A 23,451-nucleotide genomic window follows, 5' to 3' on the forward strand; every position below is an offset into this window, starting at 1 on the left:
CAGCAATGCCGAACGCGCCGCCGCGCTTGCTCCGTGGCTGGAGCACTACAACACTCAACGGCGTCACAGCGCACTCGGTGGCCTTCCTCCGCTCAGCCGCCTGTCACCAACGTGATGGCCGAGTACACCTAGGCTCCGCGTCACGCCGACGATCGGAGCTGACGTGCCGAACCCCGCCGACGGGGCACCCCTGTTCGACTTCTTCGCCCAGCCCGCGCTGCCCGCCCCCGACGTGCCCGCCGACGAGCTCACCGGGCTCGTCGCCCGCGAGTTCGGCCTCGACGTCCGCCTGCGCTCCCTCGGCAGCCAGCAGGACCAGAACCTCATGGCGCACGCCGTCGCCGACGACGAGCCCGTGGCCGTGCTCAAGCTCAGCAACCCCGCCTTCAGCGCCGCCGAGGTCGACCTGCAGGACCACGTCGCCGCGCTGCTGGCCCGGGAGCTGCCCGACCTGCGCGTCGCCCACGTCCTGCACCGCGACGGCCGCGACCTGCGGGGCTGGTTCGACACCTCCCGCGGCCGGCTGCACGCCCGGCTGCTCACCGTCGTCCACGGCCGGACCCTGAACGGCTCCGGCTACCTGGCCCCGGCCGTCGTCGAACGGCTCGGGGTCCTGGCCGCCGCGGTCAGCCGCGCCCTGGAGCACGTCGAGCACCCCGCCCAGGAGCGGGTCCTGCAGTGGGACCTGCAGCACGCCCGGCGGGTCGTGGAGCTGCTGGCCCCGCGCGAACCGGACACCGCGGTGCGCGAGCGCGTCGTGACCGCCGCGACCGCGGCGCTCGCGGTCCTCGAACCCCTGGCGGCGCGGCTGCCCGCGCAGCTGGGGCACTTCGACCTCACCGACGACAACGTCGTCGTCCCGCCCGGGGGGCGCCTGCCGGACGGCGTCGTCGACTTCGGCGACGTCCTGCGCTCCTGGCGGGTGGGGGAGCTGGCCGTGACGATCTCCTCCGTCCTGCACCACGCCGGCGCCGACGCGAGCAGCACGCTGCCCGCCGTCCGCGCCTTCGACGCCGCGCGGTCCCTCACCGACGACGAGGTCGAGGCGCTGTGGCCGCTGGTGGTCCTGCGCGGGGCGGTGCTGGTCCTCAGCGGCCGCGACCAGGCCGTCCTGGACCCGGGCAACGCCTACGCCCAGGACGGCCTGGACCGCGAGCGGCGCATCCTGGAGGTGGCCACCGAGCTGCCCATCCCGGTGGTGACCGCCCTCGTCCGGCACGCCCTGGGCCGCTCGCGCCCCGCGGCGCCCCCGCCGGCCGCGCCGCTGCTGCCGCCGGGCACGACGGTCGACGTGCTGGACGCCGGCACCCGCTCGGAGGTCAACGACCTCGGCGCCTGGACGGACGCGGGGACGCTGGAGCGCGAGGCGCTGCGCCGGCTGGGCGCGGCCGACGTCGTCGCCCTGCCGCACGCGGCGCCCGTCCTGACCGGCTCACCCGCGCTGAGCGCCGAACCGCCCGCCACCGTCCCCACCGGCACCACCCTGTGGGCGGCCCGCGGGTTCACCGCGCTCGCCCCCTTCGCCGGGCACGTCCGCGCCGGGGACGGTGGGGTCGAGCTCGTGGGCGGGGAGGCGGTCCTGCGCCTGTCGGGGGCCGCGGCGGCCACCGGGCCGGGGCCGGTGCGGACCGGGCAGGGGTTCGCCGCCGTCCCGGCCCACCGCGCCGTGCACGTGCAGGTCCTGCGCGACGCCGCCCTCGACGTCCCGGCCCGGGTGCGGGCCGCGCACGCCCCCGGCTGGCTCGCGCAGGTCCACGACCCCGCCCCGCTGCTCGGGCTGCCCCCGGCGGTGGCCGTCCCCGCCGCCGAGGTGCTGCACCGGCGCGAGCGGGTCCTGGCGGGGGTCCAGGAGCACTACTACGCCGACCCCCCGCAGATCGAGCGCGGCTGGCGCGAGCACCTCGCCGACGTCAACGGGCGGGTGTACCTGGACATGGTCAACAACGTCACCTCGATCGGGCACGCCCACCCGCGGGTGGCCGAGGCCGCGCACCGGCAGCTGCGGCTGCTGAACACGAACTCCCGGTTCCACTACGCGGCCGTCGCCGAGTTCGCCGAGAAGATCGCCGGGACCCTGCCGGACGAGCTCGACACGGTGTTCCTCGTCAACTCCGGGTCCGAGGCCGTGGACCTGGCGCTGCGCATCGCGATGGCCGCGACGGGGCGCCGGCACGTCGTGGCCATGCGCGAGGCGTACCACGGGTGGACCTTCGCCAGCGACGCCGTGTCGACCTCGATCGCCGACAACCCCGCCGCGCTCGGCACCCGGCCGGACTGGGTGCACGCGGTGGACGCCGCGAACCCCTACCGCGGCCGGCACCGCGGCCCGCAGGCGCACCGGTACGCCCCCGAGGCCGTCGCCGCGATCCGCGAGCTGGCCTCCCGCGTCGACCTGGCCGGGTTCGTCGCCGAGACGTACTTCGGCAACGCCGGTGGGGTCGCGCTGCCGCCGGGGTACCTGGAGGCCGTCTACGCCGCGGTGCGCGAGGCCGGCGGGCTCGCCGTCGCCGACGAGGTGCAGGTCGGGTACGGCCGGCTGGGCCGGTGGTTCTGGGGGTTCGAGCAGCAGGGCGTCGTGCCGGACGTGGTGGCCGTCGCCAAGTCGGTGGGCAACGGGTTCCCCGTGGGGGCCGTCGTCACGAGCCGGGCCGTCGCCGACCGGTACCGCACCCAGGGGTACTTCTTCTCCTCCACCGGGGGCAGCCCGCTGTCCAGCGTCGTCGGGTCGACGGTCCTGGACGTCATCGCGGACGAACGCCTGCAGGAGAACGCCGTCGCCGTCGGCGACCACCTGCGGGCGCGGCTGCGGGAGATCGCCGGCCGCCACGACCTCGTCGGAGCCGTGCACGGCGACGGGCTGTACCTGGGCGTGGAGTTCGTCCGCGACCGGGCCACCCTGGAACCGGCGACGGAGGAGACCGCCGCGATCTGCGACCGGCTGCTGGGACTGGGGGTCGTCATGCAGCCCACGGGCGACCACCAGAACGTCCTGAAGGTGAAACCGCCGCTGTGCCTGGCGCGGGAGTCCGCGGACTTCTTCGCCGACGCGCTCGAGCGCGTCCTGCACGAGGGCTGGTGAGCGCACCGGGCCGGGGGACCAGCACCCCCGGCCCGGGGCCGGCTCAGTTCGCGCGGTTCGCCAGGTAGTACCGGATGAGCGAGGCCGTCGAGGGGTCCTGCGCCTCCAGGGCGCCGGTGTCGCCGGTGAGGGCCGGCGCGATCTCCAGCGCCAGCTTCTTGCCCAGTTCCACACCCCACTGGTCGAAGCTGTCGATGCCCCAGACCGACCCCTCGACGAACGTGACGTGCTCGTAGAGGGCGATGAGCTGACCGAGCACCGACGGGGTCAGGGAGGGCGCCAGGATCGACGTGGTCGGCCGGTTCCCGGAGAACACCCGGGCCGAGACGACCTCCTCGGCCGTGCCCTCGGCCCGGACCTCCTCGGCGGACTTGCCGAAGGCCAGCGCCTTGGTCTGGGCGAAGAAGTTCGCCATGAACAGGGCGTGCACGTCGGCCCCGCCCGCCGCGTCGTCGACCAGGGGGTGGGCCGGGGTGGCGAAGGCGATGAAGTCCGCCGGGATGACCCGGGTGCCCTGGTGGATCAGCTGGTAGAAGGCGTGCTGGCCGTTCGTGCCGGGCTCGCCCCAGAACACCTCACCGGTGTCGGTGGTGACCGGCTCGCCGTCGTAGCGCACCGACTTGCCGTTCGACTCCATGGTCAGCTGCTGCAGGTACGCCGCGAACCGGTGCAGGTACTGCGAGTACGGCAGGACCGCGTGGGTGTGCGCGTCGAGGAAGTTGACGTACCAGACGTTGAGCAGCCCCATGAGCAGCGGGACGTTGCGCGCCGGCTCGGTCGTGCGGAAGTGCTCGTCGACGGCGTGGAAACCGGCGAGGAACTCGCGGAACGCGTCCGGGCCGATCGCGACGGCCAGCGAGGTGCCGATGGCGGAGTCGACCGAGTACCGGCCGCCCACCCAGTCCCAGAACCCGAAGGCGTTCGCCGGGTCGATGCCGAACGCGGCGACCTTGTCCAGCGCCGTGGAGACGGCGACGAAGTGCTTGGCGACGGCGTCCCTGCGGGCCTCGTCGTCGTCGGCCAGGACCCCGGCCTCGGACAGCCCGCGCCACAGCCACGCCCGGGACAGCCGCGCGTTGGTCAGCGTCTCCAGCGTCCCGAACGTCTTGGACGCCACGATGAACAGCGTCGTGCGCGGGTCGAGGTCCTTGGTCGTCTCGGCGACGTCGGTGGGGTCGATGTTGGAGATGAACCGCAGCTCCAGCCCGTCCTGCGCGAACGGCTTGAGCGCCTCGTAGGCCATGACCGGACCCAGGTCCGACCCGCCGATGCCGATGTTCACGACGTGCGTGATCCGCTCGCCGGTGACGCCCGTCCACTCGCCGCTGCGGACGGCGTCGGCGAACGCGAACACCTTCGCCAGCTCCGCCTGCACGTCGGCGTCGACGTCCTGGCCGTCGACCACGAGCGCGGGGGAGGCGCCGGCCGGGCGGCGCAGCGCGGTGTGCAGGACCGCGCGGTCCTCGGTGACGTTGATGTGCTCACCGGCGAACATCGCGTCGCGGCGGGCCAGGACGCCGGTCTGCTCGGCCAGTTCCAGCAGCAGCGAGACCGTCTCGGGCGTGACCAGGTTCTTGGACAGGTCCACGAACAGGTCGGCGACCGGGAAGCTCAGCTCGCCCGCGCGCCCGGGGTCGGCGGCGAACCAGGCGGCCAGGTCGGGCGTGGTGGCGGCCCGGTGCGCGTCCAGCGACGCCCACGCGGGGGTGGTGGTGGGATCGACGGGTCCTGTGCTCATGGATCGAACGGTAGTCAGCCCGCGTTCGGGGCGCGCCACCGGCTGCTGGCACAGTGTCTGCGTGCAGCGGTGGGAAGACCTGTCAGACGTCGAAGCCGGGTTCGGCCCGTCGGTGGTCACCATCGGCAACTTCGACGGCGTCCACCGCGGGCACGCGGCCGTCCTGGGGACGGTGGTCGGCCTGGCCCGCTCCCGCGGCCTGTCCAGCGTCGCGGTCACCTTCGACCCCCACCCCCTGCAGGTCCTGGACCCCGACCGCGCGCCGGGGCTGATCACCGGCCTGGAGCACCGCCTGGACCTGCTGGCCGGCACCGGCCTGGACGCGGTGCTGGTGATGCCGTTCACCCGGGAGCTGGCCGGGTGGAGCCCGGAGCGGTTCGTGCGCGACGTGTTCGTCACCGCGCTGCGCGCGCAGGTCGTCGTCGTCGGGCACGACGTGCGGTTCGGGCGGGGCAACGCCGGGGACCTGACGACCATGCGGGAGCTGGGGGCCCGGTGGGGCTTCGAGGTCGAGGTGCTCACCGACCTCGGGGACCGGGGCGCCCCGCAGCGCTGGAGCTCCACGGCGGTGCGCCGGGCGCTGGCCGAGGGCGAGGTGGAGCGGGCCGCGCAGGTGCTGGGGCACCCGCACCGCATCACCTCCACGGTCGTGCACGGCGACCACCGCGGCCGGGAGCTGGGGTACCCCACGGCCAACCTGGACACCGCGACCGCGCAGGGCCTGGTGCCCGCCGACGGCGTCTACGCCGGCTGGCTCACCCGCGCCTCGGGGCAGCGGCTGGCCGCGGCCGTCTCCATCGGCACCAACCCCACGTTCGACGGCGAGCGCCGCCAGCTGGAGGCCTACTGCCTGCCCGGGCAGCCGGGCGTGGGGCCGGGGCTGGACCTGTACGGCGAGCGCGTCGACCTCGAGCTGGTGGCGCACCTGCGGCCCACGCTGCGCTTCGAGGGGGTCCCGGCGCTGGTGGCGCAGATGGAGCGCGACGTCGCGACCTGCCGCGAGCTCCTGCTCGGCCCGTCGCAGTCCTGACGCGGCCCTGACGCGCGGTGGTCGGGGCGTCGGGGGACCGCTGATAGGCTTGACCCCGCCGTTCGATCGGCCGCGGACCCAGAGCGCCCGGGTGGATCAGCCCCGAGGCACCGCGCAACGAGTGCAAGGAGAGACGAGTGCCCCTCGACGCCGCAGTGAAGAAGCAGATCATGGCCGAGTACGCCACCAGCGAGGGCGACACCGGCTCGCCCGAGGTCCAGGTCGCGATGCTGACCCAGCGCATCCGCGACCTCACCGAGCACCTCAAGCAGCACCAGCACGACCACCACAGCCGTCGTGGCCTGCTGCTGCTCGTCGGCCAGCGCCGCAACCTGCTGAAGTACATGGCCAAGAAGGACATCAACCGCTACCGCTCGATCATCGAGCGTCTCGGCATCCGCCGCTGACCTAGGTCAGGGGCCTCGGCAGCAGGGGTGGTCCCGACACACGGGGCCACCCCTGCTGCGCATCCCGGCCGCACTCGCGGCAGACTCATCCTGACGAGCTGCGACACCGCGCAGCGTCGCGCCGGTCCTCGGTAGTGGCTTCCGGACCCGGGGGGAGACCCCCCGGGGCCCGTGGGCCTCGATCGAAGGCCGGGGACGCGCTGGTGTCGCGCACCGCACCGCAACCCGAGGAGGAACCCCTTGGAGGGTCCTGAGATCACCGCCGCCGAAGCCGTCCTCGACAACGGCTCGTTCGGCACCCGCACCGTCCGCTTCGAGACCGGCCGCCTCGCCAAGCAGGCCGCCGGTTCCGCGAGCGTCTACCTCGACGGCGAGACGTTCCTGCTGAGCGCCACGACCGCCGGGAAGTCCCCGAAGGACCAGTTCGACTTCTTCCCCTTGACGATCGACGTCGAGGAGCGCTCGTACGCCGCGGGCAAGATCCCCGGCTCGTTCTTCCGCCGCGAGGGCCGCCCCTCCACCGAGGCGATCCTGGCCTGCCGCCTGATCGACCGCCCGCTGCGCCCGAGCTTCGTCAAGGGCCTGCGCAACGAGGTCCAGGTCGTCGTCTCCGTCATGGCGATCCACCCCGACGACGCCTACGACGTCGTGGCCATCAACGCCGCGTCGATGTCGACCCAGCTGTCCGGCCTGCCGTTCTCCGGCCCGGTCGGCGGTGTCCGCATCGCGCTCATCGACGGCCAGTGGGTCGCCTTCCCGCGCTACTCCGAGATCGAGCGCGCCGTCTTCGACATGGTCGTCGCCGGCCGCGTCGTGACCGCCGCGGACGGCTCCGAGGACGTCGCGATCATGATGGTCGAGGCCGAGGCCACCGAGGGCTCCTGGACGCTCATCAAGGAGCAGGGCGCCACCGCCCCCACCGAGGAGGTCGTGGCCGAGGGCCTGGAGGCCGCCAAGCCGCACATCGCGAAGCTGGTCAAGGCCCAGGCCGAGGTCGCCGCGCAGGCCGCCAAGCCCACCGCCGAGTTCCCGCTGTTCCCCGACTACGCCGACGACACCTACCAGGCCGTCTTCGACGCCTCGGCGACCGAGCTGGCCGCCGCGCTGGTCATCGCGGGCAAGCAGGAGCGCGAGACCCGGATCGACGAGATCAAGGAGCGCGTCAAGGGCGAGCTCGCGGAGGCCTTCGCCGGCCGCGAGAAGGAGGTCTCCGCCGCCTACCGCTCGGTGCAGAAGTCGCTGATCCGCCAGCGCGTCCTCAAGGACGGCGTCCGCATCGACGGCCGCGGCCTGGCCGACATCCGGACCCTGTCCGCCGAGGTCGAGGTCCTGCCCCGCGTGCACGGCTCGGCGCTGTTCGAGCGCGGCGAGACCCAGATCCTGGGCGTCACCACGCTGAACATGCTCCGCATGGAGCAGCAGCTGGACACGCTGTCGCCGGTGACGCGCAAGCGCTACATGCACAACTACAACTTCCCGCCGTACTCGACCGGTGAGACCGGCCGCGTGGGCTCGCCCAAGCGCCGCGAGATCGGCCACGGCGCCCTCGCCGAGCGCGCCATCGTCCCGGTCCTGCCGGCCCGCGAGGAGTTCCCCTACGCGATCCGCCAGGTCTCCGAGGCGCTGGGCTCCAACGGCTCCACCTCGATGGGCTCGGTCTGCGCCTCGACGCTGTCGCTGCTCAACGCCGGTGTCCCGCTGCGCGCCCCCGTCGCCGGCATCGCCATGGGCCTCATCTCCGACACCGTCGAGGGTGAGACCCGCTACGCGGCGCTGACCGACATCCTCGGGGCCGAGGACGCCTTCGGCGACATGGACTTCAAGGTCGCCGGGACCAAGGAGTTCGTCACCGCGATCCAGCTCGACACCAAGCTCGACGGGATCCCCGCCTCGGTGCTCGCCGGTGCGCTGACCCAGGCCCGCGACGCGCGCCTGCACATCCTGGACGTCATGGCCGAGGCCATCGACACCCCGGACGAGATGTCGCCGACCGCGCCGCGGATCATCACCGTCAAGGTCCCCGTGGACAAGATCGGCGAGGTCATCGGGCCCAAGGGCAAGATGATCAACCAAATCCAGGAGGACACCGGCGCCGACATCTCCATCGAGGACGACGGCACGGTGTTCATCGGGGCCGTCGACGGCCCCTCGGCGGAGGCGGCCCGTGCAGCGGTCAACGCCATCGCCAACCCGACGATGCCCGAGGTCGGCGAGCGCTACCTCGGCACCGTCGTGAAGACGACGACCTTCGGCGCGTTCGTCTCGCTCATGCCGGGCAAGGACGGCCTGCTGCACATCTCGCAGCTGCGCAAGCTCTCCGGCGGCAAGCGCGTCGACAACGTCGAGGACGTCGTCTCGATCGGGCAGAAGGTCCAGGTCGAGATCGCCGAGATCGACCCGCGCGGCAAGCTGTCCCTGGTCCCCGTGGTCGCGGAGGAGCCCGCCGAGGGCGACGCCCCCGCGGCGGAGCAGGCCGACGCCTGACGTGACGTCCAACCTCCCCGGGAACCCCGTCGAGCTGCCCACCGAGGCGGCCGGCGGGGTTCCCGCTACCACCGTCCTGTCCGACGCCGACGGCGCGCTGGTCAAGCGCACCGTCCTGCCGTGCGGTGCGCGGGTCCTCACCGAGGCGATGCCCGGTCAGCGCTCGGCCAGCATCGGGTGCTGGGTCGGCGTCGGCTCGCGCGACGAGACCAGCGGCCACTTCGGCTCCACCCACTTCCTCGAGCACCTGCTGTTCAAGGGCACCGAGCGCCGCGACGCGATGGACATCGCCTCCGCGTTCGACGCCGTCGGGGGCGAGGCGAACGCCGCCACCGGCAAGGAGCACACGACGTACTACGCGCGGGTGCTCGACAGCGACCTGCCGATGGCCATCGACGTCGTCACCGACATGGTGACCTCGGCCGTCCTGGACGACGACGACTTCACCAGCGAGCGCGAGGTCATCCTCGAGGAGCTGGCGATGAACGACGACGACCCCGGCGACGTCGCGCACGAGCGCTTCGCCGAGCTCGTCCTGGGCGAGCACCCGCTGGCCCGGCCCATCGGCGGCACCCCGGACACGATCCGCGCCGTCGGCCGCGACGACGTGTGGGCGCACTACCGCGAGCACTACCAGCCCTCCACGCTGGTGTTCACCGCGGCCGGCGGCCTCGACCACGACGAGGTCGTCGCCACCGTGCAGCGCGAGCTGGACCGCGCCGCGGGCGACCTGGGGCAGGCCGCCCCGCGCCCGCGCCGGGTCAGCGGTCAGGTCGCCGGCGGGCTGGAGAAGGGCCGCGCGCTCGTCGTGGACCGGCAGACCGAGCAGGCGCACGTCCTGCTCGGGATGACCGGCATCACCGCCACCGACCCGCGCCGCTTCACGCTGTCGGTGCTCAACGCCGTCCTCGGCGGCGGCATGAGCTCGCGGCTGTTCCAGGAGGTCCGCGAGAAGCGGGGCCTGGCGTACTCGGTGTACTCGTTCAACGCCAACTACGCCGACTCCGGCTACGTCGGCCTGTACGCGGGCTGCTCGCCGGCCAAGGCGGCGCAGGTCACCGACCTGATGCTGGCCGAGCTGGTGAAGCTGGGCGAGGCGCCGCTGGAGGCCGAGGAGCTGGCGCGCGGGGTCGGGCAGCTGACCGGCGGCCTGGTGCTGGGCCTGGAGGACTCCGGGTCGCGGATGAACCGCCTCGGCAAGTCCGAGCTCACCCACGGGCAGTTCCTCGACGTCGACACCGTCCTGGCCCGCATCCGCTCGGTCACCGCCGAGCAGGTGCAGGCGCTGGCCGCGGACCTGCTGGCGCGGCCGCGCTCGGTGACGGTCGTGGGGCCCTTCGCCGACGACAGCGCCTTCACCGGGGTCGTGCAGTGACCGTGCGGGTCTCGGTGGCCGGGGCGCGCGGGCGGATGGGGAGCGAGGCCGTCGCCGCGATCGAGGCGGCGGCCGACCTCGAGCTCGTCGCCGCGCTCGGGCGCGGCGACGACCCGGCCGCGGCCGCCGGCTCGGACGTCCTGGTCGACCTCACGGTCCCCGACCAGGTCATGGGCAACGTCGAACGCGCACTGGCGCAGGGGATGCACGTCGTCACCGGCACCACCGGGTTCACCCCCGAGCGGGTCGCGCAGGTCGAGGCGTGGGCCGCGGCCGCCGGCCGCAACGTGCTCATCGCGACGAACTTCGGGATCGGCGCGGTGCTCGTCATGCAGCTCGCCGCCAAGGCCGCCCGGTTCTTCGAGTCCGTCGAGGTCGTCGAGCTGCACCACCCCGGCAAGGTCGACGCGCCCAGCGGCTCGGCGATCCGCACCGCCCAGCTCATCGCGCGCGCCCGCGCCGAGGCGGGGCTGGGGCCCTCGCCCGACGCGACGACGACCGAGCTGCCCGGGGCCCGCGGGGCCGTCGTCGACGGCGTGCACGTGCACGCCGTCCGGATGCGGGGCATGACGGCCCACCAGGAGGTCGTCCTGGGCGGGCCGGGGGAGACCCTCACCCTGCGCGACGATACCTACGACCGCTCCGCCTACATGCCGGGGCTGCTGGTGGGGATCCGTCAGGTGGCCGCCCGCCCGGGCGTCACGGTGGGCCTCGAGCACTACCTCGACCTGGGGTGAGGGGCGTGCGGACCAAGGTCGTCGTCGCCGTCAGCGTCGCCGCGCTGCTGTTCTACTTCGTGTTCCTCGGCAACCTCGGGGTGCAGCTGGCCCGCACGGGCACCTGGGCCGGGGTCCTGCTCGGGATCGCCCTGTTCCTGCTGCCGCTGGTCGGGCTGTGGGCCGTCGTGCGCGAGCTGCTGTTCGGGGTGGCGACGGAGAAGCTGGGGCGCGAGCTGGCCGAGCGCGGCGAGCTGCCGGTCGACGACCTGGAGCGGACCGCCGCCGGCCGCATCGACCGGGCCGCCGGCGCGGTCGCCTGGGAACGGGCCAAGGGCGAGGTGGAGCGCAGCCCGCAGGACGCCGGCGCCTGGTACCGGCTGGCGATGGCCTACGACGCCTCCGGCGACCGCCGCCGGGGCCGCGCCGCCGCCCGGCACGCCGTGAAGCTGCACCGCGCGCGCTGACCGTCCCGCGTCAGCAGCCCGGGCGCCCGAGGCCCGGGTGCTGCGGGGCACCTCCGGCGGGTCGCCGGTGACGGCCGGGGACGACCACGTCGAGGGCCGGTGGCGCTGGGCGACCACCCTGCGGGCGGCCGGGGGCGAGGGGTAAGCCGCGGTGGTCGCGGCCCTGCACCGCCCCTGACCCGATGCGCTGACGCGCCCGGCCGGGGGTCAGCGGCGTTCGCGCTGCACGGGCGCGCGGCCGGGGGGCTGCTGCGGCGGCGGCAGCAGCGGGTGCACCGGCGTCAGGGGCCGGGTCACCGGGGACCCGGACCGGACCGTGACCTCCTCCCCGGCGTGCCGCAGGACGACCTCGCTGCCGTGGTCGCGCACGGTGTACGTGACGTCGTCCCGGGTGACGTCGACGCACAGCTTCGCCTCGCGCCAGTGGATCGTGAACCGCAGCCGCGACAACCCCTCGGGCAGGTGCGGGTCGAACCGCAGCACCCCGCCGTTGTCCCGCATCCCGCCCAGGCCGTTCACCAGCGCCAGCCACGTCCCGGCGAGGGAGGCCATGTGCAGGCCGTCGCCGGTGTTGTGGTGCAGGTCGCGCAGGTCCACGCCGGCGGCCTCGTACAGGTAGTCGTGGGCCAGTTCCAGGTGGCCCACCTCGGCGGCCGTGATCGCCTGCACCGCAGCGGACAACGACGAGTCGCGCACCGTGCGCCGCTCGTAGTAGTCCACGGCGCGGGCCTTGTCCTCGGCGGTGAACGCGTCGGGGAACCAGAACAGCGCCATCTGCAGGTCGGCCTGCTTCACGACCTGGCGCCGGTACAGGTCGAAGTACGGCGAGTGCAGCAGCAGCGGGTACTCCCGGTGCGCCTCGAAGTCCCACTCGGGCCGGCGGGTGAACCCCTCGCACTGCTGGTGCACGCGCAGCTTCTCGTCGTAGGGGACCGCGACGGCGTCCGCGGCGTCGCGCCAGGCGGCCCGCTCCTCCAGGTCCACCCCCAGCGACCGCGCCAGGTCCGGGTGCCGCGAGCACGCCCCCGCCGCGGCGTGCAGGTTCTGCGCCGCCGCCAGGTTCGTGAAGAGGTTGTCGACGACGACGGCCGTGTACTCGTCGGGCCCGGTGACGCCGGCGACGTGCCAGCGGCCCTCGTCGTCGTGGTGGCCCAGGGACATCCACAACCGGGCGGTCTCGACGAGGACGAGCAACCCCCCGTCGGTCTCCAGCGCGTCGCTGCCCGTCGCGACCCGGTACCGCTCGACGGCCGCGGCGATGTCGGCGTTGACGTGGAAGGCCGCCGTGCCCGCCGGCCAGTACCCGCTGGACTCCCGGCCCCGGATCGTCCGCCACGGGAACGCCGCCCCCGCCAGCCCCAGCTCGGCCGCGCGCTGGCGGGCGGCGTCGATCGTGCGGGCCCGCCAGCGCAGCGCGTCCGCCGCGGCCCGCGGCGCCGTGTACGTCAGGACCGGCAGCACGTACGCCTCGGTGTCCCAGAAGGTGTGACCGTCGTAGCCGGGGCCGGTGAGCCCCTTGGCCGGGATGCCCCGCTGCTCGGCGCGCGCCCCGGCCTGCAGGACGTGGAACAGCGCGAAGCGGACGGCCTGCTGGATCTCCGCGTCGCCCTCCACCTGCACGTCGGCGGCGTCCCAGAACTCCTCCAGGTACTCGCGCTGCTCGGCGAGCATCCCGGCGAACCCGGTGAACCGGGCCCCCGACAGCGCCCCGGCGACCTGGTCGCGCAGCGCCGGCTGGGACCGCAGCGCCGACCAGCCGTAGGCGAGGAACTTCGTCAGCCGCACCTCCTCGCCCGGCTCCAGCACGCACACCACCGTGGTGCGGGCCCAGTCCTGCGCGTCGTGCGTCTCCACGTCGACGCGACCGGGGGCCTCGACGTGGTTCTCCATGCCGGCGGCCATCTGCAGCCCGCTGACCCGGGTGCGGTGCACCAGCGTGGCGCCGGCCCGGCCGCTGTCGTGCTCCACCGAGACCAGCGGGGCCTCCAGCACCGCCGCGACCCGCGGGTCCCCGGACGTCCCCGGCAGCACCTCGTTCGCGACCAGTTCCGACTGCAGGGTCACGCGCACCCCCTCGTCGACGGCCTGCACGACGTACTCGACCGCCGCGCACGCCCGCTGCACGAACGAGACGAGCCGGGTGGAGCGGACCCGGACCCGCTTGCCCGCCGGGGAGACCCACTCGGCCGTGCGGACCAGGGTTCCGGCCCGCAGGTCCAGCACCCGCTCGTGGGCGACGAGCTCGCCGTAGCGGACGTCGAACGGCTCGTCGTCGACGAACAACCGCACGATCTTGCCGTCGGTGACGTTGACGACCGTCTGGCCGACCTCCGGGTAGCCGTACCCGGCCTCGGCGTACGGCAGCGGGCGTTCCTCGTAGAACGAGTTCAGGTAGGTGCCGGGCAGCCCGTGCGGTTCGCCCTCGTCGAGGTTCCCGCGGAAACCGATGTGCCCGTTGGACAGCGCGAACACCGACTCGGCCGACCCCAGCAGCCGCAGGTCCACGCGGGTCTCGCGCACGTGCCACGGCTCGACCGGGAAGGCGTCCTGGGCGATCACCCCTGCCCCTCCAGCAGCTGCGCCAGGTCGGTCACCACGACCGTCGCCCCGTTCTCGCGCAGCGCGTCGGCCTGCCCGACGCGGTCCACCCCGACGACGGCGCGGAAACCCCCGGCGCGCCCGGCCGCCACCCCGGCCAGCGCGTCCTCGAACACGGCCGCGTGCGTGGGGTCGACGCCGAGCGCGCGGGCCCCGGCCAGGAAGCTGTCGGGAGCGGGTTTGCCCCGCAGCCCCTCCTGGCGCAACGTCACCCCGTCGACGCGGGCCTCGACGAACTCGGCCAGCCCGGTCACCTCCAGCACCTGGCGGGTGTTCGCGCTGGAGGAGACCACTGCCCGCCGCAGCCCCGCGTCGCGGGCGGCCCGCAGGTACCGGCGCGACCCCTCGTACACCTCGACGCCCTCGGAGTCGATGCGCCGCAGCAGGTCGGCGTTCTTGCGGTTGCCCAGGCCCGCGACGGTGGTGTCCTCGTAGGCCTGGTCGCCGGGGTCGTCGGGCGAACCCTCCGGCAGCGCGATGCCGCGCGAGGCCAGGAAGTCGCGCACGCCGTCGGCGCGGGGTTTGCCGTCGACGAAGGTCCGGTAGTCCCCGTCGGGGTCGAACGGGCGGAAGGGCGTGCCGGTCCGCTCGGCGTGGTCGCGCAGGTAGGAGTCGAAGGCGCTCGTCCAGGCCTTGTCGTGGACGGCGGCGGTGTCCGTCAGCACGCCGTCGAGGTCGAACAGGAGCGCGGTCACGTCGTCAGGCAGTCCCAGCACGCTCCGACCCTAGGAGCCGGGCCCCGGACCCGCAGGTCGGGCGACCCGGCCCCCGGGAGCGGCTCAGGCTCCGGGGTCGGCGTCCCGGGGGTTGAGGTTGCGCGGGTCGCCGTCCTCGTCCCGGGCCCCGTCGTCCGTCCCGTCCTGCGCGACGTCGTCGCCGGTGGGGGTGCCGCGCAGGTCGCGCGGGTTCAGCTGGCCGGGGTCGCCGTCGGGGTCGGTGCCGGTCTCGGGACCGCTGTCCTGCGGGTTCGTCTCGCTCATGGACCCAGCCTCGCCCCGCCGGGGACCTCGTGCCCGACGAGACCCGGTCCACGAGCGGCCGGGCGGCTTGCTCCCGGCTGCCGTTCGGGACAGGCTGCCCGCGTGAGCAGAGTCGTGCGCTTCGAGCGGTGGGGTGGCCCGGACGTCCTGCGGGTCGTCGAGGTCCCCGCCCGGCACCCCGGTCCCGGGGAGGTCGCCGTCACGGTGCGCGCCGCGGGGGTGACCGCGGGGGAGTCCGCCGCCCGCGAGGGGGCGCTCGCGCAGCTCTACCCGATGGCCTTCCCGGCCGCGACCGGCTCGGAGTTCGCCGGCGTCGTCACCGCCGCCGGCGAGGGGGCCGGCCGGTTCGCCGTCGGCGACGAGGTGCTCGGCTGGAGCCCGGACCACGGCGGGCACGCCGACGTCGTCGTGGTGCCCGAGCGCTCGCTGGTCGCCAAGCCCGCCGCCGTGTCCTGGGAGGTGGCCGGGGCGCTGTACGTGGCCGGGGTGACGGCGTGGACGTGCGTGGAGACCACGAGGGTCCGCGACGGCGACGTGGTCCTCGTCGTGGGCGCCGCCTCCGACGCGGGGACGCTGGTCGTCCAGCTGGCCCGGCTGTGCGGGGCGACGGTCGTGGGGGCCGCCGACCCCGTCCACCACGAGTGGCTGCACGCGCACGGGGCCGTGCCCGTGGCCTGCGGCGACGCGGGCAGCCTGGCCCGGGCCGTGCACGCCGCGGCCGGCGCGGTCGACGTCCTCGTCGACACGACCGGCGCCGACGTCGGGCACCTCGCCGAGGCCCTCGGGGTCGCCGAGGACCGGTGCGTGGCGACGCTCCCGCTGGAGGCCGACCTGGAGTTCGGCGACCCCGCCCCCCGCCGCGGCGAGGTCCTCGCCGAGCTCGTCGACCTCGTCGCGACGGACCGGCTGCACGTGCCGATCGCGGGGTCGTTCGCGCTGAGCGACGTCGTGGAGGCCTTCGTCACCGCCGAGCGGCCGCACCGGCAGGGCCGGATCGTCCTGCTGCCCTGACCCCCGCCGGGACCCCGCGCTGCGCCGCCAGCCGCACCGGGGTGTTCGCGGCGCCGTACCCGGCGTACCCGCCGCGCCGCTCGACCACCTCCACGAAGAACTCCCGGCTGACCGCCCGGGTGAAGAACTGCAGCAGCTCCCCGCCGGTGCCGTCGCGGTCGTACAGGACGCCGTGCCGGCGCAGGTCGGCCAGGAACGCGGCGTCCAGGCCGAACCGGGCGTCGAGGTCGTCGTAGTAGTTGTCGGGCACCTGCAGCGCCTCCCCGCCGGCGGCGGTGAACCCGCGGACGACGGCGAACAGGTCCGCGGTGGAGAACGCGACGTGCCCGGCCGCCACCGGCCGCCCGCGCAGCGTCGCCGACGTCGGGCCCACGCTCAGCGCGATGCGCACCGTGGCCTCGGGGGCGGCGTCGGGGGAGGTGTGCGCGCGCGAGCGCACCAGCCCCTCGGGGGCGGGGACCTCCACGACCTCCCCGGCCCGCAGCCCCAGGACGGCCGTGAGGAACAACCCGGCGGAGTCGAAGCCCGCGAACGGCTGCGGCAGCGCGACGTGGTCCACGCCCGTCAGCGCCGACCCCGCCCCGGTGCCCGCCCCGGTGCCCGCCCCGGTGTCCTCGCGGGTGGAGGTGAAGTCGTCCGTCCAGTCCGGTGCCGTGCCGCAGAACTGCACCCACGTCCCGTCGGGCGCCACCAGGGAGGGGATCTCCGCCTCCCCGGGCCCGACCGGCCGGTGCACCAGGGGTGCGAGCAGTTCCCGCGCCCGGTCGGCCAGGGCGTGCGGGTGGCTCACCCGCAACCCCAGGGACGACACCCGCGCCCGCTCGTCGGCCGAGCGGCGGTTCACCACGACGTTCACGCCGCCGCCGGTCCACAGGTCGACGTCGCCGCGCCGGTGCGTGCCGGTGCGCGCCAGCCCCAGCGCCCCCAGCAGCGCACCGACCGCGGGTGCGCCCTCGGGGGAGGCGGCCACCTCCACGAACGCCCAGCCGGCCGGGGCCGGGGCCGCCAGCAGCGTGCCCGGCTCGGCCCGGTCGGCGAGGTGGCGCAGCGAGCGCAGCGCGTCGACGGCCGTGCGGCCCGGGTCGCTCTGGCGGTACAGGTCGTTGAACACCTCCAGCGAGACCGGGCCGTCGTACCCGCTCGCCAGCACCGCCCGGTGGAAGCGGGCGAGGTCGAAACCGCCCTGGCCGGGGAACAGGCGGTGGTGCCGCGACCAGGGCAGCACGTCCATCCCCAGCAGCGGGGCGTCGGCGACCTGGTAGAAGAACAGCTTGTCGAGCCCGGCGACGTCGTCGGGGTCGTCCCCGCGGGACAGGACGTGGAAGGAGTCCACGCACGTCCCCAGCGCGGGGTGGCCGGCCAGGGCGACGACGCGCGCCCCGTGCCGGTAGTCGGCGACGTGCGCCCCCCACGCGAGGGCCTCGTACGCCAGCCGGACGCCCTCGGCGGCGGCGAGGTCGGCCAGCGCCGCCAGCTGCCCGGCGAGCTCGTCGTCGTCGCGCACCGCGCCGGCGTGCACCGAGGAGCAGACCAGCACGAGGTCGCAGCCGAGGGCGCGGACCACGGGCAGCTTGCGGCGCAACCGCTCCCGGGTGCGGGCCACGGCGGCCGGGTCGGTGTCGTCGGGGTCGCGGAACGGCTGGAACAGCGCGACCCGCACCCCGAGGTCGTCGGCCAGCGCGCGGACCTGCGCGGGGCGCAGCGGGGAGGTCACGAGGTCGGGCTCGAACACCTCGACGGCGTCGAACCCCGCGGCCGCCGCGGCCCGCAGCTTCTCGGCGAGGGTCCCGGCGAGGCTGACGGTCGCGATCGAGGTCCGCACCCGCCCACCTTGGCACGCGGACCCCGCCGGGGTCCCGCGTAGGGTGCGCCCGTGAGCGCCCACCCCTCCCACCCCGTGCTGGACCGCGCCTTCGCCGCCGTCCTGTTCGACATGGACGGCACCCTCGTCGACTCCACCGCGGCCATCGCCCGGTGCTGGACGACGTGGGCGGTCGAGCACGGCGTCACCGGCGAGCAGCTGGCCCGGGCCGCCGGGCACGGCCGCCCCGCGCCGGAGATCGTGGCCGACCTGGTGGCGGCCGAGACGGTGCCGCAGGCCGCCGCCCGCATCCTGGAGCTGGAGGTCACCGACGTCGAGGGCGTCGTGCAGCTGCCGGGCGTGCCGCAGGTGCTGGCGGGGCTGCCGGACCGCTCCTGGGCCATCGTGACGTCCTGCTCGACCCCGCTGGCCGACGCGCGCCGGCACGCCGCGGGCCTGCCCGAGCCGACCGCGCTCGTCACCTACGACGACGTGGACGCCGGCAAGCCGGCCCCCGACTGCTTCCTGCTGGGCGCGGCCCGGCTCGGGGTCGACCCCGCCGACTGCCTCGTCGTCGAGGACGCCCCGGCCGGGCTGGCCGCCGGCCGCGCCGCGGGCTGCGCGACGCTCGCGGTGCGCACCACGCACCCCGAGGGGCCGCTGGAGGCCGACCTCGTGGTGCCGCTGCTGTCGCAGGTCGCGATCACCCCCGGCCCGGACGGGCTGCGGGTGAGGCTGGTCGGGGACGGGGCCCCGACCGGCGGGGTGTAACACCACCCGGGGTCGCGGCGATGACCTGCTCGGACCCGGTCGCTGCCCGGACCCCCGAGCGGGCAGCGACCGGGTCCCCGCACGTCCGGGCGGCCCCGCGGCCCCGCGGGGGTCTGGTGAGCCGGTCCACCGCGCGCTCGCGGTAACCTCCCGGTATGCCGACCGCCACCGCCGCAGCTCCCCCCCGTCCGTTCGGGACGGTGCTCAGCGCGGTGGTCACCCCCTTCGCGGCGGACGGCTCCCTCGACCTGGCCGCGGCCTCGGCGCTGGCCGAGCACCTCGTCGCCACCGGCCACGACGGCCTCGTCGTCAGCGGCACCACGGGCGAGTCCCCGACGACGTCCGACGAGGAGAAGGACGCCGTGCTGCGCGCCGTCCTGGAGGCCGTGGGCGACCGCGCCACCGTCGTGGCCGGGGTGGGCACCAACGACACCCGGCACACCGTGGAGCTGGCGCGGGCGGCGGAGAAGGCGGGTGCCCACGGGCTGCTCGTCGTCACGCCCTACTACAACAAGCCGCCGCAGGCCGCGCTCCTGGCGCACTTCACGACCGTCGCGGACGCGACGGACCTGCCGGTCATGCTCTACGACATCCCCGGCCGCTCCGGGGTGCCGATCGAGACCGAGACGCTCGTGCGGGCCGCCGGGCACGACCGGATCGTCGCGGTCAAGGACGCCAAGGGCGACCTGCACGCCTCCGCCCAGGTGCTGGCCCGCACCGACCTGGCGTACTACAGCGGCGAGGACGCGCTGAACCTGCCGCTGCTGAGCCTGGGCGGGTCCGGCATCGTCTCCGTCGTCAGCCACGTCGCGGGCCGCGAGTACGCGCGGCTCGTCGCCGCCGTCGACGCCGGGGACCTGCGCACGGCCCGCGCGCTGCACGCGCAGCTGCTGCCCGCCGTCCGCGGGATCATGGGCCGCACCCAGGGGGCCGTCGCGGTGAAGGCCGCGCTCGAGCTCACCGGCGTCCTGCCCACCCGCACCGTCCGGCAGCCGCTGCTGCCGGCCACCCCCGAGGAGGTCGCCGCCATCGGCGCCGACCTCGCCCTGGCCGGCCTCGTGCCGGCCCCCGCGAACGCCTGAAGAACCCCGTCCCACGGTCCGCGGCCGCCCGAGGCCGCAGGAGGAGCCGCATGAGCCACCCCCACCCCGAGCTGACGAGCCCGCCGAAGCTGCCGAAGGGCGCCCTGCGCGTCTACGGCCTCGGCGGCCTCGGCGAGGTCGGGCGCAACATGACCGTCTTCGAGCACGACGGCAAGCTGCTCGTCGTCGACTGCGGCGTCCTGTTCCCCGAGGACCACCAGCCCGGCGTCGACCTGATCCTGCCCGACTTCGGCCCCATCGCCGACCGGCTCGACGACATCGTCGCCCTCGTCCTGACCCACGGGCACGAGGACCACATCGGGGCGGTGCCGTACCTGCTGAAGCTGCGGTCCGACATCCCGATCCTGGGGTCCCAGCTGACCCTCGCGCTCATCGAGGCCAAGCTCAAGGAACACCGCATCCGGCCGTACACCCACGCGGTGCGCGAGGGGCAGACCGAGCAGCTCGGCCCGTTCGAGTGCGAGTTCATCGCCGTCAACCACTCGATCCCGGACGCGCTCGCCGTCGCGATCCGCACCAGCGCCGGGCTCGTCCTGCACACCGGCGACTTCAAGATGGACCAGCTGCCGCTGGACGACCGCATCACCGACCTCAACGCGTTCGCGCGCCTCGGTGACGAGGGCGTCGACCTGTTCTGCGTCGACTCCACCAACGCCGAGGTGCCCGGCTTCACCGCGCCCGAGCGCGACATCGGCCCGGTGCTGGAGCAGCTGTTCGGGCGGGCCGAGAAGCGCATCATCGTCGCCTCGTTCGCCTCGCACGTGCACCGCGTGCAGCAGGTGCTCAACGCCGCCGACGCCCACGGCCGCAAGGTGGCCCTGGTGGGCCGCTCGATGGTCCGCAACATGGGCATCGCGGCCGACCTGGGGTACCTGCAGGTCCCGAAGAACATCCTCATCGACCTCAAGCAGGTCGACGACCTGCCCGAGGACCGCGTGGTCCTCATGTGCACCGGGTCGCAGGGCGAGCCGATGGCGGCGCTGTCGCGCATGGCCAACCGGGACCACCGCATCTCGATCGACGCCGGCGACACGGTGATCCTCGCCAGCTCCCTCATCCCGGGCAACGAGAACTCGGTGTTCCGCGTCGTCAACGGCCTGGCCCGCCTCGGGGCGACGGTCGTGCACCAGCAGAGCGCGAAGATCCACGTCTCCGGGCACGCCAGCGCCGGGGAGCTGCTCTACTGCTACAACATCCTCAAGCCCCGCAACGTCATGCCGGTGCACGGCGAGATCCGGCACCTGCTGGCCAACGGCGAGCTCGCCGTCAAGACGGGCGTCCCGCGCGAGCGCGTCGTCATCGCCGAGGACGGCGTGGTCGTCGACCTCGTCGACGGGGTGGCCAAGATCGTCGGGGCGGTCCCGGTGGGGTACGTCTACGTCGACGGGTCCAGCGTCGGGGAGATCACCGAGGCGGACCTGAAGGACCGGCGCATCCTCGGCGAGGAGGGGTTCATCTCCATCTTCGTCGCGGTCGACTCGGTGACCGGGAAGGTCGTCTCGGGGCCGGAGTTCAACGCCCGCGGGTTCATCGGCGACGGCGACGACCGCTTCGCCGGGGTGCGCAAGCGGGTCGAGAACGCGCTGAACGAGGCGTCCACCGGGCCGGTGGACACCTACCAGCTGCAGCAGATCGTGCGCCGCACGGTCGGGACGTGGGTCGCGCAGACCCACCGCCGCCGGCCGATGATCGTGCCGGTCGTCGTCACCGCCTGACCCCCGCCCGCACCGGCCGCAGCCGCTCCCGTCCCCGGGGGCGGCTGCGGCCGCGTCCGGGCCCGTCCCGGCGGGCCGGTCGCGCCCGGCGGTGGTGCTAGGTTCTGCGCCGTGCCCAGACCCCGACGTCCCAGGACCGGGAGGGCCCACCGCCCGCGGCACTCGACCGGCGGCCTGCTCGGCAGCCGTCCCGCGCGCGTCGTCGCCGCCGGGCTGACCGTCTCGGTCGCCGTCGTCGGCGGGGTCGTGGCGGCCGAGCGGGCCGGCGAGCAGCCCGAGCGGGTGCAGGCCCGGCCCACCCCCTCGCGCACCGAGGTCGCCGCACCCGCCCGCCCGGCGGTCACCCCGGCACCCACCCCGGCGGTCACCGCCGAGACGCCGGCGCCGGCCGACCCCGCGCTCGACCCCGCGCTCGACCCCGCGCTCGACCCCGCGCTCGACCCCGCGCCCGTCGCCGAGGCCCCCGCCGGGACCCCCGTCGCGGACGCGGCACCGGCCGACCCCGGGCCGGCCCCCGAGGCGGTCGCCTCCCGCGGCGCCGGCCGGGACCGGTCGCCGTCGCTCACCCCGGCCCCCGCCCCCGCTCCGGTGGGCGGCCCGGTCGCCGCACCCGCGCCCCCCGCCACCGGTGCACCCGTGGAGGTCCCGGCCGAGGTCCCCGGCGAGGTCCCGGCCGCCCCGCCCGGGCAGGTCCCGGTCGTGCCGGCCCCCACCGAGCTGGGCCTGCTGTCGGCCACCCTGGAGGTCCCCGAGGACTGGCGGGTCCCCCGCCGCGAGGTGACGATCCACCTCCCCGGGCCCGAGCCGGTGCAGGTGACCGGCGAGGTCTCCAGCCCCGCACCCGGTTCCGTGGCCGTCGAGGTCACGCTCACCCCCGCACCGCGGCACCTGGTGGAGGACCCGGCGCCGGAGACCGCCGAGGACGTCCGCGCGGCCGCGGACCACCTCGCCCGCCACCTGCCCGGGGAGCCGGTGGACTGAGCCGCCCGGCTCAGCCGACGGGAGCCGGGCGCCCGGCCACCGCGGCCGCGGCCGCCGCGGCGGTGCGGCCCACGACGAGCTCCAGCGGCCCGCGCCCGACCACCCGCCGCCAGAGCGTCGCGAACACCAGGGCCCCGGCCACGTGCGCGGCCAGCAGGCCCGTCGACTGGTCGTCGGTGCCGGCGAGCGCGAGCACGTGGGCGGTGTACACCGTCAGCGGCATCGCGCCGACCGCCGCCACCGGGTGCAGGAACCGGGTCACCGCGGCCGGCAGCAGGCACGCCGCCCCGAGGACCGCGAGCGCCGTCCCGCCGGTGTGCAGGAGGTCGAAGGGCGTGCCGGAGTGCGGTGAGACGACCGCCAGCCACCACCGGCTGTCGGTGGGGACGGTGCCGTAGAACCGTGCGAGGTCGACCGCGGAGGGGCCCGCGACGCCGTCAAGGACGGCCCGCCCGCCCCCCGGGCCCAGCAGCAGCGCGCTGCCGGCCCACGCGGCGGCGGCCGCGGCGGCCCCCGCGCCCAGCACCCCCAGCGCCGCGCGCGGCGAGCGCAGGTCGACCCTGGAGACCGCCAGGCCGAGCAGCAGGTACCCGGCCCAGCCGACGACGGGGTAGTAGCCGGTGAGGGTGAGCGCCTCCAGCAGGTCCCCGGGGCGCCCCAGCCAGCCCAGCGTCGGCTGCTCGTACCGCGGCTGCAGGTCCTGGGCGGCGCGCACGGCGAAGGAGACGAGCGGGGCCAGCGCCAGCCAGCCGACCGCGACGACGGCCAGCCGGCGCGCCGGCCACCACAGGAACGGCAGGACGACCGCGAACGCCACCCCGTAGTAGGGGAGGATGACCGCCACGCGGCTGCCGGCGTCGACGAGCAGCAGGCCCACGAGCGCGACGAGCAGGCCCCGGACGACGACGCCCGCGCGGGCGCCGCGGCGCTGGGCGGGGCTCGCGGCCCGGCGCGTGGCCAGGCCGAGGGAGACCCCGGCCAGCACGGCGAACAGCCCCGACGCGCGGCCGTGGGCGAGGGCGTACAGCACGCCGCCGGCCCCGGGGGCCTCCTCGCCCGGCAGGACGTGGATGGCCATCATGCCGACGACCGCCGCGGCGCGGGCCAGGTCGACGCCGGTGACGCGCTCGGCGGCGGGGCCGCGGGCCGGGGCGCGGTCGGGGGAGCGGGTCACCGGGTCAGTCTGCCGGGGGCG

At 75.3% G+C, this 23,451-nt stretch carries 19 protein-coding genes; 13 read left to right on the top strand and 6 right to left on the bottom strand.

Annotation, left to right across the window (positions count from 1 at the left end; translation table 11 throughout):
• Both ACRYM6_RS15950 and ACRYM6_RS15955 read left to right on the top strand, forming a co-directional pair.
• On the top strand, positions 1–115 hold a 115-nt coding region (locus ACRYM6_RS15950), incomplete at its 5' end, for an integrase core domain-containing protein (RefSeq protein ID WP_432543931.1).
• 48 nt (positions 116–163) lie between these two features.
• Positions 164–3,079: an aminotransferase gene (locus ACRYM6_RS15955; protein WP_432543870.1), complete on the top strand. Its 2,916-nt coding sequence runs from the start codon at positions 164–166 to the stop codon at positions 3,077–3,079.
• Positions 3,080–3,122: 43 nt separating this feature from the next.
• Here ACRYM6_RS15955 and pgi read toward each other — a convergent pair whose 3' ends face one another.
• A complete protein-coding gene (gene pgi / locus ACRYM6_RS15960) occupies positions 3,123–4,817 on the bottom strand; it encodes a glucose-6-phosphate isomerase (RefSeq protein ID WP_432543871.1) in 1,695 nt (564 codons plus the stop codon).
• 61 nt (positions 4,818–4,878) lie between these two features.
• On the opposite strand from pgi, the gene ACRYM6_RS15965 reads away from it, so the two are divergent.
• From ACRYM6_RS15965 to ACRYM6_RS15990, 6 genes are all read left to right on the top strand, one after another.
• Positions 4,879–5,847: a bifunctional riboflavin kinase/FAD synthetase gene (locus tag ACRYM6_RS15965; protein ID WP_432543872.1), complete on the top strand. Its 969-nt coding sequence runs from the start codon at positions 4,879–4,881 to the stop codon at positions 5,845–5,847.
• Between the two features lie 137 nt (positions 5,848–5,984).
• Positions 5,985–6,254, top strand: a complete 270-nt coding sequence (gene rpsO, locus ACRYM6_RS15970; protein ID WP_432513590.1) for a 30S ribosomal protein S15 — start codon at positions 5,985–5,987, stop codon at positions 6,252–6,254.
• 240 nt (positions 6,255–6,494) lie between these two features.
• A complete protein-coding gene (locus ACRYM6_RS15975) occupies positions 6,495–8,738 on the top strand; it encodes a polyribonucleotide nucleotidyltransferase (RefSeq protein WP_432543873.1) in 2,244 nt (747 codons plus the stop codon).
• 1 nt (position 8,739) lies between these two features.
• A complete protein-coding gene (locus ACRYM6_RS15980) occupies positions 8,740–10,113 on the top strand; it encodes a M16 family metallopeptidase (RefSeq protein ID WP_432543874.1) in 1,374 nt (457 codons plus the stop codon).
• Complete coding sequence (gene dapB / locus ACRYM6_RS15985) at positions 10,110–10,850, top strand: 4-hydroxy-tetrahydrodipicolinate reductase (RefSeq protein WP_432543875.1); 741 nt, start codon at positions 10,110–10,112, stop codon at positions 10,848–10,850. Before ACRYM6_RS15980 ends, dapB begins: the two co-directional genes overlap by 4 nt.
• 5 nt (positions 10,851–10,855) lie before the next feature.
• The gene (locus ACRYM6_RS15990; RefSeq protein ID WP_432543876.1) at positions 10,856–11,296 is read left to right on the top strand and encodes a hypothetical protein; all 441 of its coding nucleotides are present in this window, start codon (positions 10,856–10,858) and stop codon (positions 11,294–11,296) included.
• Between the two features lie 207 nt (positions 11,297–11,503).
• Here ACRYM6_RS15990 and ACRYM6_RS15995 read toward each other — a convergent pair whose 3' ends face one another.
• The 3 genes from ACRYM6_RS15995 to ACRYM6_RS16005 all read right to left on the bottom strand — a co-directional run bounded on the left by ACRYM6_RS15995 (position 11,504) and on the right by ACRYM6_RS16005 (position 14,874).
• The gene (locus ACRYM6_RS15995; protein WP_432543877.1) at positions 11,504–13,855 is read right to left on the bottom strand and encodes a glycoside hydrolase family 65 protein; all 2,352 of its coding nucleotides are present in this window, start codon (positions 13,853–13,855) and stop codon (positions 11,504–11,506) included.
• Positions 13,852–14,610, bottom strand: a complete 759-nt coding sequence (locus ACRYM6_RS16000; protein ID WP_432543878.1) for a beta-phosphoglucomutase family hydrolase — start codon at positions 14,608–14,610, stop codon at positions 13,852–13,854. Before ACRYM6_RS16000 ends, ACRYM6_RS15995 begins: the two co-directional genes overlap by 4 nt.
• A gap of 63 nt (positions 14,611–14,673) precedes the next feature.
• On the bottom strand, positions 14,674–14,874 hold the full coding sequence (locus tag ACRYM6_RS16005; protein WP_432543879.1) for a hypothetical protein: 201 nt from the start codon (positions 14,872–14,874) through the stop codon (positions 14,674–14,676).
• 102 nt (positions 14,875–14,976) lie between these two features.
• Here ACRYM6_RS16005 and ACRYM6_RS16010 point away from each other — a divergent pair, with 102 nt between their 5' ends.
• On the top strand, positions 14,977–15,885 hold the full coding sequence (locus tag ACRYM6_RS16010; RefSeq protein WP_432543880.1) for an NADP-dependent oxidoreductase: 909 nt from the start codon (positions 14,977–14,979) through the stop codon (positions 15,883–15,885).
• Here ACRYM6_RS16010 and ACRYM6_RS16015 read toward each other — a convergent pair.
• Complete coding sequence (locus ACRYM6_RS16015) at positions 15,836–17,707, bottom strand: sugar phosphate isomerase/epimerase and 4-hydroxyphenylpyruvate domain-containing protein (protein WP_432543881.1); 1,872 nt, start codon at positions 17,705–17,707, stop codon at positions 15,836–15,838. The two genes, ACRYM6_RS16010 and ACRYM6_RS16015, sit on opposite strands and share 50 nt — an antisense overlap.
• A gap of 51 nt (positions 17,708–17,758) precedes the next feature.
• On the opposite strand from ACRYM6_RS16015, the gene ACRYM6_RS16020 reads away from it, so the two are divergent.
• The 4 genes from ACRYM6_RS16020 (at position 17,759) to ACRYM6_RS16035 (ending at position 22,256) form a co-directional block, all read left to right on the top strand.
• The gene (locus tag ACRYM6_RS16020) at positions 17,759–18,457 is read left to right on the top strand and encodes an HAD-IA family hydrolase (protein ID WP_432543882.1); all 699 of its coding nucleotides are present in this window, start codon (positions 17,759–17,761) and stop codon (positions 18,455–18,457) included.
• A gap of 155 nt (positions 18,458–18,612) precedes the next feature.
• A complete protein-coding gene (gene dapA / locus ACRYM6_RS16025; RefSeq protein ID WP_432543883.1) occupies positions 18,613–19,539 on the top strand; it encodes a 4-hydroxy-tetrahydrodipicolinate synthase in 927 nt (308 codons plus the stop codon).
• Between the two features lie 50 nt (positions 19,540–19,589).
• Positions 19,590–21,275, top strand: a complete 1,686-nt coding sequence (locus ACRYM6_RS16030; protein WP_432543884.1) for a ribonuclease J — start codon at positions 19,590–19,592, stop codon at positions 21,273–21,275.
• A gap of 111 nt (positions 21,276–21,386) precedes the next feature.
• A complete protein-coding gene (locus tag ACRYM6_RS16035; protein ID WP_432543885.1) occupies positions 21,387–22,256 on the top strand; it encodes a hypothetical protein in 870 nt (289 codons plus the stop codon).
• A 10-nt stretch (positions 22,257–22,266) separates the two neighbouring features.
• Here ACRYM6_RS16035 and ACRYM6_RS16040 read toward each other — a convergent pair whose 3' ends face one another.
• On the bottom strand, positions 22,267–23,430 hold the full coding sequence (locus ACRYM6_RS16040; RefSeq protein WP_432543886.1) for a heparan-alpha-glucosaminide N-acetyltransferase domain-containing protein: 1,164 nt from the start codon (positions 23,428–23,430) through the stop codon (positions 22,267–22,269).
• Between the last annotated feature and the right edge of the window lie 21 nt (positions 23,431–23,451).

This window comes from Kineococcus rugosus (assembly GCF_050871975.1).
In the GTDB taxonomy this organism is placed as follows: Bacteria; Actinomycetota; Actinomycetes; order Actinomycetales; family Kineococcaceae; genus Kineococcus.